This window comes from Pseudomonas sp. SDO524_S393, from assembly GCF_054071875.1.
The window spans coordinates 71,209-89,547 of record NZ_JBSVVZ010000022.1; the positions used below are offsets into that span (position 1 = coordinate 71,209).

General features: G+C 61.0%; 16 protein-coding genes. 9 read left to right on the forward strand and 7 right to left on the reverse strand.

Annotation, left to right across the window (positions count from 1 at the left end):
* Positions 1-1,290, reverse strand: coding sequence for an MFS transporter (locus tag ACW9IB_RS12380; RefSeq protein WP_457413858.1), 1,290 nt, complete (start codon positions 1,288-1,290; stop codon positions 1-3).
* 185 nt (positions 1,291-1,475) lie between these two features.
* Here ACW9IB_RS12380 and ACW9IB_RS12385 point away from each other — a divergent pair, with 185 nt between their 5' ends.
* The 5 genes from ACW9IB_RS12385 to ACW9IB_RS12405 all read left to right on the forward strand — a co-directional run bounded on the left by ACW9IB_RS12385 (position 1,476) and on the right by ACW9IB_RS12405 (position 7,096).
* Entirely contained in the window at positions 1,476-2,894 is a 1,419-nt protein-coding gene (locus ACW9IB_RS12385; protein WP_457366609.1) for a short-chain fatty acid transporter, read from the forward strand.
* A gap of 126 nt (positions 2,895-3,020) precedes the next feature.
* Positions 3,021-3,341, forward strand: a complete 321-nt coding sequence (locus tag ACW9IB_RS12390; RefSeq protein ID WP_457413859.1) for a hypothetical protein — start codon at positions 3,021-3,023, stop codon at positions 3,339-3,341.
* Positions 3,342-3,434: 93 nt separating this feature from the next.
* A complete protein-coding gene (gene acpA / locus ACW9IB_RS12395) occupies positions 3,435-5,135 on the forward strand; it encodes an acid phosphatase (RefSeq protein ID WP_457413860.1) in 1,701 nt (566 codons plus the stop codon).
* 122 nt (positions 5,136-5,257) lie between these two features.
* Positions 5,258-6,427, forward strand: a complete 1,170-nt coding sequence (locus ACW9IB_RS12400) for a hypothetical protein (RefSeq protein ID WP_457413861.1) — start codon at positions 5,258-5,260, stop codon at positions 6,425-6,427.
* A gap of 147 nt (positions 6,428-6,574) precedes the next feature.
* Complete coding sequence (locus ACW9IB_RS12405) at positions 6,575-7,096, forward strand: SET domain-containing protein-lysine N-methyltransferase (protein WP_457413862.1); 522 nt, start codon at positions 6,575-6,577, stop codon at positions 7,094-7,096.
* Here ACW9IB_RS12405 and can read toward each other — a convergent pair.
* Positions 7,093-7,737 (reverse strand): carbonate dehydratase, encoded by a 645-nt coding sequence (gene can / locus ACW9IB_RS12410; protein ID WP_457366603.1) that lies wholly within the window; start codon positions 7,735-7,737, stop codon positions 7,093-7,095. The genes ACW9IB_RS12405 and can overlap by 4 nt on opposite strands.
* Positions 7,738-7,876: 139 nt before the next feature.
* Here can and ACW9IB_RS12415 point away from each other — a divergent pair, with 139 nt between their 5' ends.
* On the forward strand, positions 7,877-8,179 hold the full coding sequence (locus ACW9IB_RS12415; protein WP_457366602.1) for a serine kinase/phosphatase: 303 nt from the start codon (positions 7,877-7,879) through the stop codon (positions 8,177-8,179).
* Between the two features lie 108 nt (positions 8,180-8,287).
* On the opposite strand, the gene rimI is transcribed toward ACW9IB_RS12415, so the two are convergent.
* Positions 8,288-8,740: a ribosomal protein S18-alanine N-acetyltransferase gene (gene rimI / locus ACW9IB_RS12420; protein ID WP_457366601.1), complete on the reverse strand. Its 453-nt coding sequence runs from the start codon at positions 8,738-8,740 to the stop codon at positions 8,288-8,290.
* Positions 8,733-9,476, reverse strand: coding sequence for an energy transducer TonB (locus tag ACW9IB_RS12425; protein WP_457413868.1), 744 nt, complete (start codon positions 9,474-9,476; stop codon positions 8,733-8,735). The genes rimI and ACW9IB_RS12425 overlap by 8 nt, the downstream gene beginning before the upstream one ends.
* Positions 9,477-9,664: 188 nt before the next feature.
* Here ACW9IB_RS12425 and mksB point away from each other — a divergent pair, with 188 nt between their 5' ends.
* Genes mksB through mksF form a run of 3 tightly spaced genes read left to right on the forward strand, consistent with a single transcriptional unit; the run spans position 9,665 to position 14,476 of the window.
* Complete coding sequence (gene mksB, locus ACW9IB_RS12430; RefSeq protein ID WP_457366600.1) at positions 9,665-10,942, forward strand: Mks condensin complex protein MksB; 1,278 nt, start codon at positions 9,665-9,667, stop codon at positions 10,940-10,942.
* On the forward strand, positions 10,932-11,639 hold the full coding sequence (gene mksE, locus ACW9IB_RS12435; protein ID WP_457413863.1) for an Mks condensin complex protein MksE: 708 nt from the start codon (positions 10,932-10,934) through the stop codon (positions 11,637-11,639). The genes mksB and mksE overlap by 11 nt, the downstream gene beginning before the upstream one ends.
* Positions 11,636-14,476 (forward strand): Mks condensin complex protein MksF, encoded by a 2,841-nt coding sequence (gene mksF / locus ACW9IB_RS12440; RefSeq protein WP_457413864.1) that lies wholly within the window; start codon positions 11,636-11,638, stop codon positions 14,474-14,476. Before mksE ends, mksF begins: the two co-directional genes overlap by 4 nt.
* A 153-nt stretch (positions 14,477-14,629) precedes the next feature.
* On the opposite strand, the gene ACW9IB_RS12445 is transcribed toward mksF, so the two are convergent.
* The 3 genes from ACW9IB_RS12445 to ACW9IB_RS12455 are packed head-to-tail and all read right to left on the reverse strand — an operon-like array spanning position 14,630 to position 18,195.
* A complete protein-coding gene (locus ACW9IB_RS12445; protein WP_457413865.1) occupies positions 14,630-16,933 on the reverse strand; it encodes an MlaD family protein in 2,304 nt (767 codons plus the stop codon).
* Complete coding sequence (locus ACW9IB_RS12450) at positions 16,926-17,549, reverse strand: paraquat-inducible protein A (RefSeq protein ID WP_457366596.1); 624 nt, start codon at positions 17,547-17,549, stop codon at positions 16,926-16,928. The genes ACW9IB_RS12445 and ACW9IB_RS12450 overlap by 8 nt, the downstream gene beginning before the upstream one ends.
* Positions 17,536-18,195, reverse strand: a complete 660-nt coding sequence (locus ACW9IB_RS12455; RefSeq protein ID WP_457366595.1) for a paraquat-inducible protein A — start codon at positions 18,193-18,195, stop codon at positions 17,536-17,538. The genes ACW9IB_RS12450 and ACW9IB_RS12455 overlap by 14 nt, the downstream gene beginning before the upstream one ends.
* Between the last annotated feature and the right edge of the window lie 144 nt (positions 18,196-18,339).

Below are 18,339 nucleotides of genomic sequence, written 5' to 3' on the forward strand. Positions count from 1 at the left end.
TCAGGCCGCCAAGGTGTGGCGCTTGCCAAACAGCGCCACGCTACCCACTCCCACCGCGCCCATCACTACGCAATAACCCACGCAAATCCACGGGCTGGTCGGCATCAATGCGATCAGCATCAGCGGTGTGGTGCTCGCCCACAGGGCATAGGCGATGTTGTAGGTAAAGGAAATCCCCGAGACTCGCACTTGCGCCGGGAACAGCCCGACCATCACCGACGGCACCGCGCCCACCACGCCACAGCTCAGGCCCGCCACGGCATACGCCGCGCCCAGCCACACGCCGCCGGCGATGAGGCTGGCATACAGCATCACGATGCCGGCCGGCAGCAACAGGCTGTAGACCAGCACCGCGCGCCAGGCGCCGATGCGGTCGACCAGCAAGCCAGCCAGTACACAGCCGATATTCAGGAACACGATGCCCAACGCGCTCAAGGCGAACGTGTGGCTGGGGCTCATGCCGAAGGTTTTCTGCATCATGGTCGGGGTGATCACGACAAGGACCACCACCGCCGAGGTCAGGACGCAGGTGAGCACCATCGCCGGCAGCAGCACGGCGCGATGGTCGCGTAACACGGTACGCAATGGCAGTTCGGCGGCGGCCTGGCGGCGGGCCTGCATTTCGAGGAACACCGGGGTTTCGCTGAGCCAGCGACGCAGCCACACGCCGATCACGCCGAACACGCCACCGAGCAGGAACGGCAAGCGCCAGGCGTAGTCGAGGATTTCCGCCGGGGTGAAGACCTGCGCCAGCAGGGTGGCGGTCAGTGCGCCGAGCAGATAACCGAACGTCAGCCCGGCTTGCAGGAAACCCAAGGCGTAACCGCGATGGTTGGGGGGCGCATGCTCCGCGACGAAGGTCCAGGCGCTTGGCACTTCACCGCCTACCGCCGCGCCCTGCAGTACACGCAGCGCCAGCAGGATCAGCGGGGCGAAATAGCCGATCTGCGCGTAGGTGGGCATGATCCCGATCAGCAGGCACGGCAAGGCCATCATCAGGATGCTCAAGCTGAATACGCGCTTGCGCCCCAGATGGTCGGCGAAGTGCGCCATGAGGATGCCACCCAGTGGGCGCGCCAGGTAGCCGGTCACGAAGATGCCGAAGCTTTGCAGCAAACGCAGCCACTCGGGCATTTCCGGGGGGAAGAACAGTTGGCTCAAGGTCAGCGCGAAAAACACGAAAATAATGAAGTCGTAGATTTCCAGGGCACCGCCCAGGGCGGCCAGGCCCAGGGTTTTGTAGTCGGAGCGGGAAAAACGCTGCGCCTGTGGAGAAAGGGTGGCAGTCATGTAGAGGCTCGGCAGACAAACAAAATGGCGTGCAGGTTATGAGCTGAGCCCGATGATGGCAATCACGGCAGATATATTTGTTTTCCTCATTGATCGATGAAGATAACTACATTCCCAAATCAAAGGCTGTAGCGGAACATGCCGGAAAATTGCCTGCACCATAATAAATACAAGAGGAAAGACTCGTGGCCGACGCTATCGAAGAAAGCCGCTATGCCCGATTTGCCCTGCGCTGTTCCAATTTCGCCGAACGCTGGTTCCCTGACTCCTGGGTGTTTGCTGCCCTCGCCGTGATCATTGTCGCCGTGGCGACCCTGGGCATGGGTGCAGCGCCGACCGAGGCCGCCAAGGCATTCGGCGATGGGTTCTGGAGCCTGATTCCGTTCACCATGCAGATGGCCTTCGTGGTGATCGGCGGTTATGTGGTCGCCAGTTCCCCGCCAGCGGTGAAGTTGATCGACCGCCTGGCCCGCATCCCGAAGAACGGCCGCTCGGCCGTGGCGTGGGTGGCGCTGATTTCCATGGTCGCCTCCCTGCTGAACTGGGGCCTGTCCCTGGTATTCGGCGGTTTGCTGGTGCGGGCGCTGGCGCGTCGCACGGACTTGCGCATGGATTACCGCGCAGCAGGTGCCGCTGCGTATCTGGGGCTTGGCGCCGTGTGGGCACTGGGTCTGTCGTCGTCCGCCGCACAGTTGCAGGCCAACCCGGCCAGCCTGCCGCCGTCGATCCTGGCGATCACCGGGGTGATTCCGTTCACCGACACGATCTTCCTGTGGCAATCCGGCGTGATGCTGCTGGCGTTGATCGTGGTGTCGCTGATCATCGCCTACGCCACCGCGCCCGGCCCGAACAGCGCCCGCGATGCGAAGGATTGCGGCGTCGACCCGGCCTTCAACCTGCCCAAGCTGCAAGCCCCCAGCCGCCCGGGCGAATGGCTGGAACACAGCCCGTTGCTGACCATCCTGCTGGCCCTGCTGGCAGCGGGCTGGTTGTTCCATGAGTTCTCGACCAAACCGGCGATCAGCGCCATCTCGGGGCTGAACACCTATAACTTCCTGTTCATCATGGTGGGTGCCCTGCTGCACTGGCGCCCGCGCAGCTTCCTTGATGCCGTGGCGCGCGCGGTGCCGACCACCACCGGCGTACTGATCCAGTTCCCGCTTTACGGCTCGATCGCCGCACTGATGACCGTGGTCAAGGGCGGCGACGGCCAGACCCTCGCGCACCATATCTCGACCTTCTTCACCTCCATCGCGTCCCACGACACCTATGCATTGCTGATGGGTGTGTACTCGGCGGTGCTGGGCTTCTTTATCCCGTCGGGCGGTGGCAAGTGGATCATCGAAGCGCCCTACGTGATGCAGGTAGCCAATGACCTGCAATACCACTTGGGCTGGGCGGTGCAGATCTACAACGCCGCCGAGGCGCTGCCGAACCTGATCAACCCGTTCTATATGCTGCCGCTTTTGGGAGTATTGGGCCTGAAGGCGCGAGACCTGATCGGGTTCTCGTTCGTGCAGTTGCTGGTGCACACGCCGTTGGTGTTGTTCCTGCTGTGGGCGTTGGGGACGACGCTGAAGTATTTGCCGCCGGTGATGCCTTAAAAGTCTCTTCCGATGTAACGCGTGGGGTTGTCCTACTCCAGACAACGGCAACCCCCGACTCTCTTCCCCCATACCTTTGATTAACCTGACTCGGACTCCTACTCACCCAGCTACAAGGAAACTCCGATGACGCCCCTATCCCAATCACTGGAAGAGTTGATCGCTGATATCTACAAGGACGGCAACGTTTCAGTCACTGAATACAGGAGCCTGCGAGACGACGCCGATCGTCGCATGGCCGCTGTTATCAAGGAGTTTGGCCTGCACAACAACGTGACGGCCTTTCAGAAGTCGATCGACGTGGCCATGCAGCTACTGCAGACCAGTATCATCGATTCAAAAAAGGCCAAGCTGACCGACACAGGCGAAGCCATCGTTAAAGATGCCGTCACGGCCCAGGTGGAGTACTTGCGAGCAGGCTGCCAATGGGTGCTGCGTCTGCTGTGATTCGCTGACTCAAACCGCTGTCTTCGTTCCGTCACATTCCATTGTTACCGTTCCGGCGAAATATCTTGCAACATCTCGCCAGGGACTCCCGCAATGAGTGACGAGCACGAAGACCGCCCTTCCGCCGATTCCGTAGCCCAACCGCCGGTCGATACCAGCCGTCGGCGCTTCCTTGGGGGCGCGGCAGTGCTGGGGGTTGGTGCGACGTTGAGTGCCTGCGGCAACACAGGTGAAGCACCGGGCAAACCGGCAACCCGGCCGCTCACACCGCAAGAGCTGGACAAGGCCCTGCACGACCAGGTGAAAACCGTGGTGGTGATCTATGCCGAGAACCGCAGCTTCAACAACCTGTTTGCAGACTTTCCTGGGGTGGAGAAACCACTCTCGGCGCTGACCGCTGCCGACACGCAGCAACGCGACCGCGATGGCACGCTGCTGCCCACCCTGCCCCCTGCCTGGGGCGGTGTATTGCAGGTCGGCCCGCAGACCGTGGATGGGGTGACATACCCGAGCGAAGTGCAATTCCAGCAAAACCTGCCCAATGCCCCTTATGCGCTCAAAGGCCCGAACGCCGAAGACTTGCCTTTGAGCCTGGTCACCCGCGACCTGTGGCACGTGTTCTATCAGAACCAGATGCAGATCAACGGCGGCAAGAATGACGGTTTCGTCGCCTGGGCCGACTCCGGTGGCCTGGTGATGGGTCACTATGCCCAGAGCCGGTATGCCCTGCGCCTGTGGGACGTCGCCAAGGAATTTGTGCTCTGCGATAACTTCTTCCAGGGCGCGTTTGGTGGCTCGTTCCTCAACCACCAGTACCTGATCAGCGCTACCGCGCCGTTTTACCCGAATGCCGCGCAGTCGGTGGCCAAGGCACAGATTGCCACGCTGCAAAGCGATGACCCTGCCGACCCGCGTCTCAAGCCGCTGGACAAGTCCCCGGCCAGCGCCATGACCGGCCCGCCGCAGTTCGGTCCCAGCGCATTGACCCCGGATGGCTACGGGGTGAACACCCTGGCGCCGCCTTACTGGCCGACCTGGATTCGCGACCCGGAAAACCCTGATTATTCCAAGCCGGACCTGCCCAATGTGCTGGTGCCGCAGACCCACGAACACATCGGCGACAAGCTGTCGAAAAAGAACGTCGACTGGGCGTGGTACGCCGGCGCGTGGCAAGCGACGCTGGATCAGTTCAAGGATTCGGGCGGCATTCCGAAGATCCCGAACTTCCAGTACCACCACCAGCCATTCAACTACTTCAAGCAGCAGGGTCCGGAAAACCGCGCCGAGCGTGACAAACGCCTGCGCGATGGCGGCCTGGGCGATGAGCCTGGCACCAACAAATTCTTCGCCGATGCCCAAGCCGGCAAACTGCCCGCCGTGACCTTCTACAAGCCCCAGGGCAATCTCAACATGCATGCAGGGTATGCCGACGTGGCCTCGGGTGACCGCCATATCGTGCGTGCCCTGAAGGTACTGCAGGAAAGCCCGCAGTGGAAAAACATGGTGGTGGTGGTGACGGTCGATGAAAACGGCGGCTGGTGGGACCACGTCGCACCGCCCAAGGGGGACCGTTGGGGCCCGGGCACGCGGATTCCCGCCATCGTGGTCTCGCCGTTCGCACGCAAGGGCACGGTGGACCATACGGTGTACGACACCGCGTCGATCCTGCGCCTGATCACCCGGGTGTTCCAGCTGGAAACCCTGGACGGCCTCAAGCAACGCGATGAGGCGATGAGCGCTCGCGGGCAGAAGCCCATGGGCGATCTGACCAACACATTGCAGTTCAATGTGTAGGGTTTCTTATCCAATAGCGACACACCCGGCGATTTAGCACGCGGTTTTCCTGGTCAACCGCTACTGTGTGCACGTGGGCCTTCACCCCGCGCAGACGGGCTTTCGCTGACAAGGAATCGACTATGTTCAAACCGACCAGGCTGTCCTTCACCCTGGCCGCACTGATGGCGAGTGCGGTCGTACAGGCTGATATCGAGGTACCGCTGGGGAGTACGCAACGCGTCACCCAGCTTTTTGCGTTTCCCAACAACTGCAATGTGATCTGCTTTCGGCCATGGTCGCTGGAACAGACCGCCGAGCATTATCTGAACCAGAGCCTGCAACGGGACGGCTACAGCCGCGCCAAGGTCAGCGTGAAGAGCCACGACGGCCAGGTGTCGGCGAGCTTCAGCGGGGTGCCGGACACTTACGGCCAGCCGTTGACCAACCTGCTCAACACCGAGGACCTGGCCTACCAGGGCGCCAGTAAACTCAACAGCGACGGCAAGTGGGCGTACAACTGGTACCTGTTCCTGCCGCTGGGCATGGCCCTGGAGAACCGCAAAAGTATCGAGTTGCTGCACTTCCCGCCGGATTATTCACTGACCCAGGCCCAGGACTACCTGGAGTCGAAGACTACCGACCGCTGGGCGGCCCTGCTGACGGACAACGGTATCCCGGCCACTGAAACACCGGCCTACCAGACCATCATCGATATTGCGCCTATCGCCGCGCCCTCCAACGCCGGCAAGGACCTGGAGAACGTCTACAGCTACTTCACCGACTACCAGACGCGCATGGTCAGGGAACTGAGCCTGACCGCCAGTGGCTCGTTGCCGATGGTGGCGTTCGGCGCACCGGTGCGTAACTGGATCAAACAACAGTATGGCCAGACCGTCGGCGTACTGGGCCTGGCGCAGATCAGCCCTGCCGCCGGCAAAAGCGTCGCGGTACTGGGCGCCAACCACCCGAGCTACATCTGGTACGCGGCAGACCCGGCCACGTATGACGGGAACGAACAGAAGGCCGACGAGGCCGGCTTGAAGGTGATGGGCCAGGACTTGAGCGCCGCTTGCTGGCAGGCGGGCATGGGCCAGAAGCCGGCGAACGACCCGAATGTGCTGCTCAAGGCGTGCATGAATACCTGGCAGGTCACGCGCAAAGAGCAGACCTGCGAGCTGTTCTACACCTCGGTACGCGACCTGACGCCAGACCAGGCCAACGCCAAGTGCGCCACGCCGCCGGTCAAGACTCAACTCAAGCAGTTGAAGGACGCCGCTCCCGCCCCCAGCATCACCGCGCCTGCACTCTAGTCCGCCTACAACAACACCGGTTTCTACTGTCAGAGTTGACAGTAGAAATCGGTCGCTCGTTCAGCGAGTCTGGAGCCGCGATCATTCGCTGCAAGACTGGTAGTCAGACACTCTCCGCAGGTCGATGCAGCCCACCCGAGGAGCGTTATGAAGACTCAAGCCATGGACAAGGCTAAGACCGCTGTGAGTGACTGGCTTTATCCCTTCACCCCCCAGCCGGAAAAGGGCTATCCCTCGACAACCCATTTCGAAGTGATAGCGGCCCTGGACGGCACTGGCGCCGGTATCAAGGCCCGCGTGGCCTTTGACAGCCGCGTGTGCATCGCCAAAATCTCCGGCTACGCCGTGAGCGAACGTCGCCGGCACACCTTGCAGTTGTCGTCACGCATCCATTTGTACGATGCATGGTTCTGCGGCTTGCTCTCGCACTCCTGCACACCGAACGTGTTTCTGGACCTGCAATACCTGGAAGTCTGGACCCTGCATGAGATCCGGGCCGGCAGCCTGCTGACCATCGACTACGCCCACAGCGAGGACAGCCTGTGGCGGCAGTTCGCTTGCGACTGCGGCGAGCTGAACTGCCGGGGCTGGATCACCGGTCGCGATGAGCCACTGAACGCCGAGGGCCAGGCGTTCATGGCCCAATGGCGCGACCGTAAGCGCCCTTAGGCTTCGCCCAGCGGACGCAGGCGATACTGCGGCGGTAGTTGCTCGAAACCGCTGATGGTGGTGTTCAAGCTCTTCCAGCGACCGTCCTTGATGCCATAGATGCAACCATGCACCGACAGGCTCTGCCCACGGTGCCAGGCGTTCTGCACGATGCTGGTATGGGCGACGTTGGCCACTTGCTGGATCACGTTCAGCTCGCAGAGGCGGTCGACGCGTTCTTCTTCGGTCGGCAGTTGGGCCAGTACGTCACGGTTTTCGTAGTAAAGGTCACGAATGGTGCGCAACCAGCCATCGATGAGGCCGAACTGACTGTCCTGCATCGAAGCACGTACGCCACCGCAGCCATAGTGGCCGGTAACGAGGATGTGTTTGACCTTGAGCACGTCGACGGCGTATTGGATCACCGACAGGCAATTGAGGTCGGTGTGCAACACCACGTTCGCCACGTTGCGGTGTACGAACAGATCACCGGGCAACATGCCGACGATCTCGTTGGCTGGTACGCGGGCGTCGGAACAGCCGATCCACAGGTATTCCGGGGTTTGCTGGCGGGCGAGCTTGGCGAAGAATTCGGGATCTTCCTGTTTGATCGCGTCCGCCCAGCGTTCATTGTTATCAAGCAGGTCTTGTAGTTCGTTCATCAGGGTAACCCTCAGGAATGATGCGCAGTTTTGTGACTGACAACCCCTCGTCCAGGTCACGCCGCACGCAAATTAGCTTGAATTTTTGGGGAGCCAGGCCTGTCCACACACTATAAGCCCCACAGTATGAGGATTGGCCATGACTGAATCACGACGTCCCTACGGTGCCGCGCAGCCGCCCGCCATCGACGACAACGAAGACCGCATGGGCTCGGTGCGCGAGCTGGATTTTGACAAGGAAACCCCCACGGCGCAGCGCGGTGATGATTTGACACCGGAAACGCTGATCAAGGAAGACGGTGCACGCGATGCTGCCGAGGAAGGCAACGATAATCCGGCGGATTACGACTTGAGCATCGTGGACGAAGATGACATTGGTGGCGGTAATGGGTTGGATGAGGCCGAACTGGCAGATATTGACCCCGTTGACGGTAACCGCTGAACCCTGTGGGAGCTGGCTTGCCTGCGATTGCGGTATCGAATGACCCACCGTCATCGCGGGCAAGCCCGGCTCCCACAGAAAGCGGTTTTTCAAATTGGAGATGCGTATCTAGTCGACCAGGGTGCAGGCCATGACGACTGCATCTTCGCGGCCACCCACCGCGGGGTAGTAGTCGCGGCGACGGCCGATTTCGTTGAAACCATAGCGCTCGTAAAGGCGGAAAGCGCCGGTATTGCTGTCACGCACTTCCAGGAAACACTCCCGGGCGCTGGCGGCGTAGGCGCGGGACATCAAATGTTCCAGCAACGCCAGGCCGAGGCCACGGCCCTGGTTTTCCGGTTTGACGGTGATATTCAGCAGGTGTGCTTCGTCGAGAATGATCTGCACCACGCCGTGGCCCACCTGTTGCTCGCCTTCGAACATCAGCCAGATCTGGTATTTGCCCAACCCATCGAGAAAGATCCCGCGGGTCCAAGGGTGGCTGAACGCCGCGTATTCGATTTTCAGCACGGCATCGAGGTCGGCCTCGGTCATCGGGCGGAAGGATAGAGCATCACTCATCGGTCGTTTTCCAGCGCGCCATCAGCCGGCGCATGGCTTGCCACACATCAGCCTTGCGCTGTGGCTCTTCCATTAACAGTTCCAGGCCCGGCAGGGCCCATACCGAGCCCAGGCCTTCGACCTGTAGCTCGCGGTACCAGGCTTCGGCGTTCGCTTCGCCGGCAAAACGGACGGCGGGCAGGCCGATCAGCCACAGGCACACGCAGGGTTCGTCTTCCAGACGGGCAGACACAAAACCTTGCACAAAATCCCGGGCAGCGTCGGGCCCCTGATCCAGAGTGCCGCGTGCCAGCAACGGCCAGCGCACCGGGTCGCCGACGATCTGCGGGCTATCGGGCAGGCCGGCGGCGCGCAGCATATCCTTGAGCAGCAAATACGCGGGGTCGCGGGCCTGGAAACGCTCGCCGGTAGGCAGCTCCACCAGCAGCAGGCAACGCCCGGCCCGCAGCAATTGCAGGGCAAAACGCGGCGGCGGAACCACCGGAGCCTTGACCACGGGAGCTGCCTCTTCGGCCACCACGGCCTTGGCGACCGGTGAAGGCCGTGGCACTTCGATCCTGGCGCGCTCCACCACTGGGCGCACAGGCGCGGCCGGCTTGATTACCGCGACAGGCGCTGCCGCCTCTTCGCCCGACGTTTCGAACGCCTCATAGGGCTCAAGCGCCTGCAACAGCTCGGGCCGTGACGGCGCGGCAAACGGCAGTTCGGTGCGGGGCAGCCAGTTGACCACCTGCATGGCGGTCAAGTAAGCGCGACGTCGGGACTCGATAAGCACAGCTCGGCCACTTGTGGATAACTGAAAGTGCGGGGATTCTACCGCTGTTCGGTAACAATCGCCCACTGTGCACTGACCGGCTGTGGATAAATCCCGCGCCCGATGCAGTACAATCGCGACTTTTAATCGCCAACCAGCCGGCCATTCCCATGATCGAACCCAAGCGCGTCCTGCGCGCCCTCGCCGAACACTGGGCCTTACTTGAGCCACTGTGCGAACACTTCGACCAAGGCACCCTGAGCCTGGGTGAACTGCGCGCGCAACTGGCCGCCCAACAACTGGACAGCACGCCCCAGGACATCACCAACCTGCTGGACGTGTGGATTCGCCTGGACATCCTGGTACCTGTCGCCAAAAGCCCGAACCGTTTCGAGCTCAACGCGCAGATCCATGACTTCCTGGCGTACCTTCGCAAGGAGCACCGGCTTGGCCTGTGCCTGGAGATCGAAGCCTACCTGCGCCACCTCGAGCGCCTGGCCGGTTATATCCAGGACGCCTTCGACATCCGGGATGGCCACGACCTGGCACGCCAACTGCGCCTGCTCGACATGCGTGTGCGCGACGTACTCAAAAAACTCGCCAACGACGAACAGGCCCTCGCCGCCGTGGCCGACCGGGCCAAGACCAGCGACCGGCAGATCCCGTTGCGCCAGCGCTACGCCGAGGTGCTGGCGACCTGGGACGAATACGTCGAGCCGATGATCCAACTGGTGAACGCCGATGGCGCCTTTGAGCAAGGCGTGCGCAAGGTGGAAAACGTGCTGTTGCGCCTGCTCACCGAGCAACAGCGCCTCGGCCACCTGGTGGACGACGACATGTTGCTGCGCACCCACGCGCGCATCCTCGAAATGCAGACCAGCGCCCAGCTGACCTTGCGCCATGCGCGCGAACTGCTGCTGCCGTTGCGTGAAGAAGCGCGCCGTCACAATGCCGTGACCCGTGGCGCGGCGTTGGCCCTGTCGGCGATCCGCCGCAAGGGCCTGGACGCGGTGCCGCAAGCGGCGATGCCGATGTTCACCCGGCCGCAAAGCACATTCCTGGGCAGCGCGAACCAGGTCGAGGCGTATGTGTACGCCTTGGCCAAGTTCGAGCCGAAACCGGCGCGTTTCCCCAAGGCGCACAAGTCCTACAAAGGCGACGCCCCACGTGCGCCGCGCACGGTCAAGGAAATGCTCGAGCGCTGCGAAGACGCCCTGCCGATGCCCGACCTGATGACCTGGTTGCTGGAGCAGGAGCCCAACGGCGCCACCGACGAATTGCTGTACTGGTTCTCTCGCCTGTCACGGGAAAAACGCTTCAAGCGCGAACGCCTGGAACGACGTGACTACCACACACAGGAGCATCAGGTCAGCCTGCGCTCCTTCGCCCTGCTCCCGGCCAGCACCGACTCTGCCGAGAATTCTGCGAGCACGCCTTATGCATCTTGATCTATCCGAACTGTCCCAGCTGGCGTCGATCTTTCGCGAGCTGTTCAAGGGTTACCACGTCAGCCGCCGCGACCCGGAGCTGTACGCGCAACTGTCGAACTTCCAGGACCAGTACCGAACGCTGTTCAAGGCCCTGGGCTTCGAGCTGGTGTGCGATACCCGGGGTTTCTACTACTTCGTGCCCGACACCGCCGCTGCCGCCGCGCAGGTGAACAAGACGGCGCAGCGCCTGGCGCTGTTCACCTTCATCATCGTCGAGCACCTGGCCGACCAGGGCCGCGACCCGATCGCCGTGCTCGACGGCGGCAGCCTGGGCCGCGATGAACTGCCATCGCTGCTGGAAAAGTACCGCGACCTGTTCATTCAGGCCGAGGTACAGACCCAGGAAGAACTCGAAGAGAAAATCATGCGCCGCATGACCCAACTGGGCTTTGCCAGCGAAGACAACGGCGTGTACCGCTTCCTGCCGCCGATGCACCGTTTCCTCGACGTGTGCCTCTCGGTGCAGCAGGACCGCGACCTGGCCGCCAGCGTTCACAGCGTACTGCCGTTGCCGGCGCCGGTGATCATCGACGAAGACAGCGACGAAAAACTGCTGCAGACCGATGACCCACTGGACCTGAGCGACTTCTCTGAAGAAAGCGAAGAAGACGCCCTGGCCCGCGCCATTGCCGAAGAACAGGAGACCGACGCATGAGCAAGGAACGCTACGGCATCCGCCGCTTCGCCCTATTGAACACCGCCGGTTACAGCCTGGGGTTGTTCCCGCTGGAGGAGCCGCTGTCGGTATACGGTGCGAACAACCTGGGTAAATCGGCTTCGATCAACGCGCTGCAATTCCCGATTCTGGCGCGTATGTCGGACATGAGTTTCGGCAAATACACGCTGGAACAGTCCCGGCGCTTCTACTTTGCCTCCGACACCAGTTACATTCTGGTGGAAGTCGCCCTGCCCCATGGCCCGCACGTGATCGGCGTGGTCGGGCGCGGTCCCGGCGGTGGCTTCGGGCACCAGTTCTTTGCCTATGCGGGCAAACTGGACCTCGCGCATTACCAGAAGAACGACACCTGCCTGCGTCAGAAAGAGCTGTTCACCAATCTTGAGCGCGAGGGCCTGAAGGCCTACGAGCTCAAGCCCGATGAACTGCGCCGCTTGCTGGTGGGCGGTCACACGTCGATCCCGCTGGACCTGACCCTGATTCCGCTGCGCTCCACCAGCGAACAGAGCCTGAAGACGTTCCGCGCGCTGTTCATCAACCTGCTGCACATGCGCGAAATCACTGCGGCCAAGCTCAAGCAACTGTTCCTGGATGCGTTCGAACACAGCCTGCGCTCCGGTAGCGTGGACTACATCGCAGCGTGTGAAGAAGCCTTCCGCGATGTGCGACGCATGGAGCAGGACTACAACTCGCTGGTGGCCGCCGGCCCTCTGGTGGAAGCGTTGTCCAACGGTGTGAAACAACGCGACATTCTGCGCGGCAAATTGCACCGCCTGTCGCCGTTGCTGGATTCGTTGCTAGGCACCTGGTCGGACTATGCAGGCTCGCGCAAGGAAGAGCTGACCATCCAGGCCGAGCACTACCGCAACGAGCAGGACTCACTGCAAAACGATCAGCGCGGCAGCACCCAGGAACTGATGCGTCTGGAGCGCGAAATCAGCGGCATTCAGCGCTGGCTGGGCGAATTGTCGGTGCTGAAGAATCGCTTTGCGCTGGTGGATGACGTCAAGGTGCTGGAGCAGCAACTGTTGGCGGCCAAGGATGCCCACGATGAGCTGGCCGGCGCATTGGCGCAATCCCGTCAGTTCAGCGCCGAAGACCTGGACGAGCGCCTGCGGGACCTGGAAAAACGCTTGAAGTCGGTCAAGCAGCAGCTGGATCACGCTGACAACAACAGCTACGCCAAGCTGCGGGAGGAATTCTCGCAGCAGGATGTCGAGCGTCTGATGCGGCTGTTCAACAGCGCGTTGTTCAGCTTGCCGCTGGGCGAGCATGGCATCTCGCTGGACGAGGATGGCCAGTGGGTCAAATCCCTCGAACAGATTCTGGATGGTTTCAAGGGCGAGCGATTTGAAGTGCCGGGCCTGTCCATCGACATCTCCCACATCGAGCCACCGGCACTGCAAGCGCTGGCGGACCGCGCCGCCTTGCGTGACCAGAAAGAGCGTCTGGAAAAAGAGCTCAAGCAGCTGAAAACCCAGCAAGCCGTGGCGGCTGACCGCGCAGCGAGCAAAACCCAGACCGAAGCGCTGTACCAGCAGGTGCTGGATGCGCAAAAAGCGCTGGAAGATTTCCGCCGTACGCAGACCCTGGGCGCCGAGGAAGGCGAGAAGCTGGAGCAATTGGCGCAGATGGAAGCGGCGCAGGACGAGTTGAAGCGTTCCAGCGACGCCTTCACTGAACGCGTTCAGCAGTTGTCGGCCAAGTTGCAACTGGTAGGTCGTCAGATTGCCGATATGGAAGCCAAGCAGCGCACGCTGGATGACGCGCTGCGTCGTCGCCAGCTGTTGCCGGCGGACCTGCCCTTCGGTACGCCGTTCATGGACCCGGTCGATGACTCCATGGACAACTTGTTGCCGCTGCTCAATGACTATCAGGACAGCTGGCAGGGTTTGCTGCGCGTCGATGGCCAGATTGAAGCGCTGTACGCCCAGGTGCGCCTCAAGGGCGTGGCCAAGTTCGACAGCGAGGATGATGTGGAGCGTCGCCTGCAACTGCTGATCAACGCGTACGCACACCGGACCGATGAGGCACTGACCCTGGGCAAGGCGCGTCGCGCGGCAGTCACCGATATCGCGCGGACCCTGCGCAATATCCGCAGCGACTACGACAGCCTCGAGCATCAGTTGGCGTTGTTCAACCGTGAGATCAACAAACGCCAGGTCTCCAACCTGCAGAGCTTCCGTATCGTGTTGGCGCCGAACAAGGAAGCGCTCAAGCACATCGACCAGATCATCCACAGTGCCGGCCAGTATGAGGAAGGCGAGACGCTGTCGGTGTTCGACCTCAGCCAAAGCGCCGAGCAGGACAACAAGAACGAGGAAGCCAAGGAATATCTGGCACGCCTGGTGGCGGCCAACCATAACCAGTTGGGCCTCAAGGATCTGTTCGAACTGGCGTTCGAGATCACCAAGGTGCATGGCCAACCGGTGATTCATACCGACATTGATGGCGCAGCCTCCAACGGCACCACCATGACTATCAAGGCGCTGACCAACATGTATTTGTTGCTGCACTTGATGGACCGCGACCAGGCCGGGCGCGTGCGCTTGCCGTACTACCTCGACGAGGCAGCGGACATCGACGAGAAAAACCAGGCAGCGTTGCTGGAAACCAGCTTGCAGTTGGGCTTCGTACCGATTCTGGCCAGTGTGAAACCGCAGGTGTCCGCCCAGGTGGCGATCGACCTGGAGGGTGGCAGCGGGCCGAACGGGATCTATATCGATGAGGCGGACTGGAAGTACATTCGTCGTCACGATGTGGTGAAGGCGACGATGAATGTGCAGGCGGATGAGCCGGAGCTGGATGAGGTCTGACCTTTTCGGCTGAAATGCAAAAGGCCCCTGGGTGAGAATCCAGGGGCCTTTTTTGTTGTCTGTTCGGGCCTCATCGCGGGCAAGCCCGGCTCCCACACTGTGATCGCAAGCCAATGTGGGAGGCGGGCTTGCCCGCGATGAAGGCGCCCAGGTTTATTTGCCGAGCGGGATTTTCGGCGCCCAGGTCAGCCATTCATCCTCAAACTTGTCGAACAGCGGGAAGGTCTGTTGAGGCCGTGCAGCGTTGCCCATTCGCTCGCCATCGGGTGTCGCAAAGGCGATACCACCGGCAACCAGGGTTTCCAAAGACTCGGTACGCACCGTCGCGCCTTTGAACAGGCCAAAGTCGAGGCCGAAACCACTGGTGTTCCAGAAGCGGCTGCCACTGCGGACCAGCGGCGCATATTTCGGCTCGATAAGGATGTGGATAAGTACACGGTCAGCAGTCTGGCCCAGCTCATAGCCGGTGACCTTGCCGACGGTCACTTCACGGTAGGTGACGGGAACACCTTCCTTCAGCGAGCCGCGACGTGCAGCGCTGAGTACCAGGCTCAGGCCCTCTTCCTGATGAACAGCTTCTGGCGGTTGGTCCAGCGCCACGAAGCTTTTTTGCGGCCCGGTGTTTTTAACGGCAGGTTGCACTTCGATGTATTGCCCGGTGACCAGGGTTTCCAGGTTCGAGGTTTTCATCAAACCCAACTCCGGCTTGACCACCCAGAACTGGCTGCCCGTGCGCGCGATGCGGTCGGCCACTTGGGTAATACGCGCACCAAGCAATACCGATTGCATGTCGGCGCTCAGGTCGACGCTTTCGATCTTGCCCACGTCCAACCCTTTGAAACGGATCGGCGTGCCGGGACGTAGCCCGTCGGCACGGTCGACCTTGATCGTCACAAGGGTGCCGTGCTGGTTGGCCGCTTCACGGTCGGCAAAGAGGCGGAAGCGTGGGATGCGCTTTTTCAGCGGTACGTTCGGCTCGGGGGTTTCAAAGGCGATACCGCCGGCCATCAAACTGGCCAGGGACTCGCTTTTCACCTGGATGCCACCCGTCAGGCCGCCCGTCAAGGTAACGCCACTGGCGTTCCAGAAACGTGTGGAGCCGTTGACCAGGTTCTCGTATTCCTTCTCGATGTGAACGCCGATCACCAGTTGCTTGTTCTTGCGCGAGAACTGGTAGCTCTGTACCGAGCCGACCTTGACCTGCTTATAGAGGACCGGGCTGCCCACATCCAGGGAGCCCAGGTTGTCGGTGAGCAGCACCATGTGCAGGCCAGGAGAGCGCAGGTCCAACGGCGGCGCCTTGGCACGGGCGACAAATTCGCGTTGTGGGGCGCTGCCCTTGTCGCCAGGACGAATGGCGATGTAGTTGCCTTTGACCAATGCTTCCAGGCCAGTGATACCGGCCAGGGAAATGGAGGGTTTGACCACCCAGAACTGCGTGTCGTTAACCAGGTAGTCTTCGGCCAGAGGGTCGAGGGTCAGCTCGGCATTGGCGCTGGACAGGTCCGGGTCGATCTTGAGGGTCTTCAGACTACCGACCTGAATGCCTTTGTACATCACTGGTGTACGACCAGCCTGTAGGCCCTCGAAGTCAGTGAGTTTGACCTTGACCTTGATACCGGCAGCAGCGGCATCGAAATCTTCATAGAGGCGGAACGGCAGGCTTGGATCCGTCGGCGGGCTGTCCTTGCGGTTCTCGGGCGTGGCAAAGGCAATACCGCCGGCGACGATACTGGAGAGGGATTCACTGCGGACCTTCACGCCGGAGAGGTTGGCGTCGATGCTGATGCCGCTGGCATTCCAGAAACGCGTGTGTTTGCGCACCAGGCTTGCGTAGGTCGGTTCGATGTAGACCTTGATCTCCACGGTGCTCTGGTCTTCGGAGAGCAGGTAGCTTTTGACCTGGCCGACCTGGATCTGCTTGTAGAACACCGGGCTGCCGCGGTTGAGCGATCCCAGACGGTCGGCCTTGATGGTCAAGTGCAGACCCGGCTTGGCGTCGGAAAGCGGAGGCTCTTCGGAGAGTGCCTTGAATTTGCGGGTGGGCTCGCCGTCGCCAGGGCTGGCGGCGATGTAGTTACCCGAGACCAGGGTTTCCAAGCCGGTGATGCCGGCGAGGCTGACACTGGGTTTGACCAGCCAGAAGCGGGTGTTGGTCTTGAGGTATTGCTCGACGTCCTTGTCCATCTCGATGGTGGCAATTACGCCGCGATTGTTGCCCTCGTCGTCCAGAGCCAGGGTCTTGACCTTGCCTACCGGCATGCCTTTGTAGACCACTTCGGTCTTGTTGACCTGGATACCTTCACCACTTTCAAAGCGCACCTGAATCTCGATGCCTTGCTGGGAATAGGCACGCCACCCCAGCCAGCCGCCGATGATCAGGGCGATCAGAGGCAACACCCAGATGGCCGACCAGTTTGAGGCTGGGCGGGTTTTAGCTTTAGGCAAATCACTCATGGTCGTCGTCCGACTCCGTGTTATCCCAAATCAGTCGGGGATCAAAAGTTACTGCGGCAAGCATCGTCAAGATCACCACACTGGCGAACGCCGCGGCACCGAGATTGGCCTCGACACTGGCGAGTCGCCCAAAATTTACAACCGCCACCAGGATGGCGATCACGAAGATATCCAGCATGGACCAGCGTCCAATGAACTCGATAAAGCGGTACATCACGATACGTTGTTGCGCGGACAACGGCTGATGGCGCTGCACCGAAAACAGTAGCAGACCTATGCCCACCAGCTTGAAGGTCGGCACAAGAATGCTGGCGACAAACACCACGGCGGCGATCGGGAACATACCGTGTTGCACCAGTTGAATCACGCCGGCCATGATCGTACTGGGGTCTCCCTGGCCAAGAGAATTGATGGTCATGATGGGTAGCAGGTTGGCAGGGATGTACAGAATGGCAGCGGTGATCAGTAACGCCCACGTACGTGCAAGGCTGTTGGGCCGACGGGGGTGGATCAAAGCACCGCAGCGGGTGCAGATTTGTTCGTCGGTGTCGGGTTCCTGTTTGTTCAGCTCGTGACATTCGGTACAAATCAGAATGCCTGCATCAATCGCCCGCATGGTCATCCTCTCCAGACAATGCCTGCCAGATCTGGTGGGGCGACATCACCACCTCCAGCAGTACCTGAACCATTAACAAACTGATGAAACAGACCAGCCCCAGACCAATGGTGATGGAGGCCATGTCGGCGAGTTTTACGATCGCCACCAGCACGCCCATCAGGTAGACCTCCAGCATCCCCCAATCTTTCATATGGTGGTAGATGCGGTATAGCAGCAGCCCATAACTGCGGCCGATCCTCCAGCGAATGCTGAGCAACACAGCCAACTGACAAAGCAGCTTGAGCAAGGGAATGCCCATGCTGCATAAAAACACCACGGCGGCGACGCCTTGCATGCCGGTATCGAACAAACCGACTACGCCGCTCCATACAGTGTCTTCTGAGGACTGCCCGAGTAGATTGAGCTGCATGATGGGCAGAAAGTTCGCAGGGATGTATAGCAATAGCGCAGCGAGTACCAACGCGAGGCTTCGCTCAACGACATTGTGCCGATGGGCGTACAGCTCATAACCGCAACGTGGGCATTGGGCTTTTTCGCCGAGTGCGAGCGTCGGCTTACGCATCAATAAGTCGCACTCATGGCATGCCACCAGATCGTCCAGTGGTAGATCCGAAACCTTGAGGGCATCGACCGGATCGGGCATATATAGGGCTCGGACTCTAAAAAAGATTAGGCGCCTATTCTAGTGGTCTGGTTCAGAAATAACTGTGCAATTTTGTCAGGAGGTTTTCGCCCGCCCAAAACAAAACCCCATCTGCTTTCGCAAATGGGGTTTCGGAATTTAATC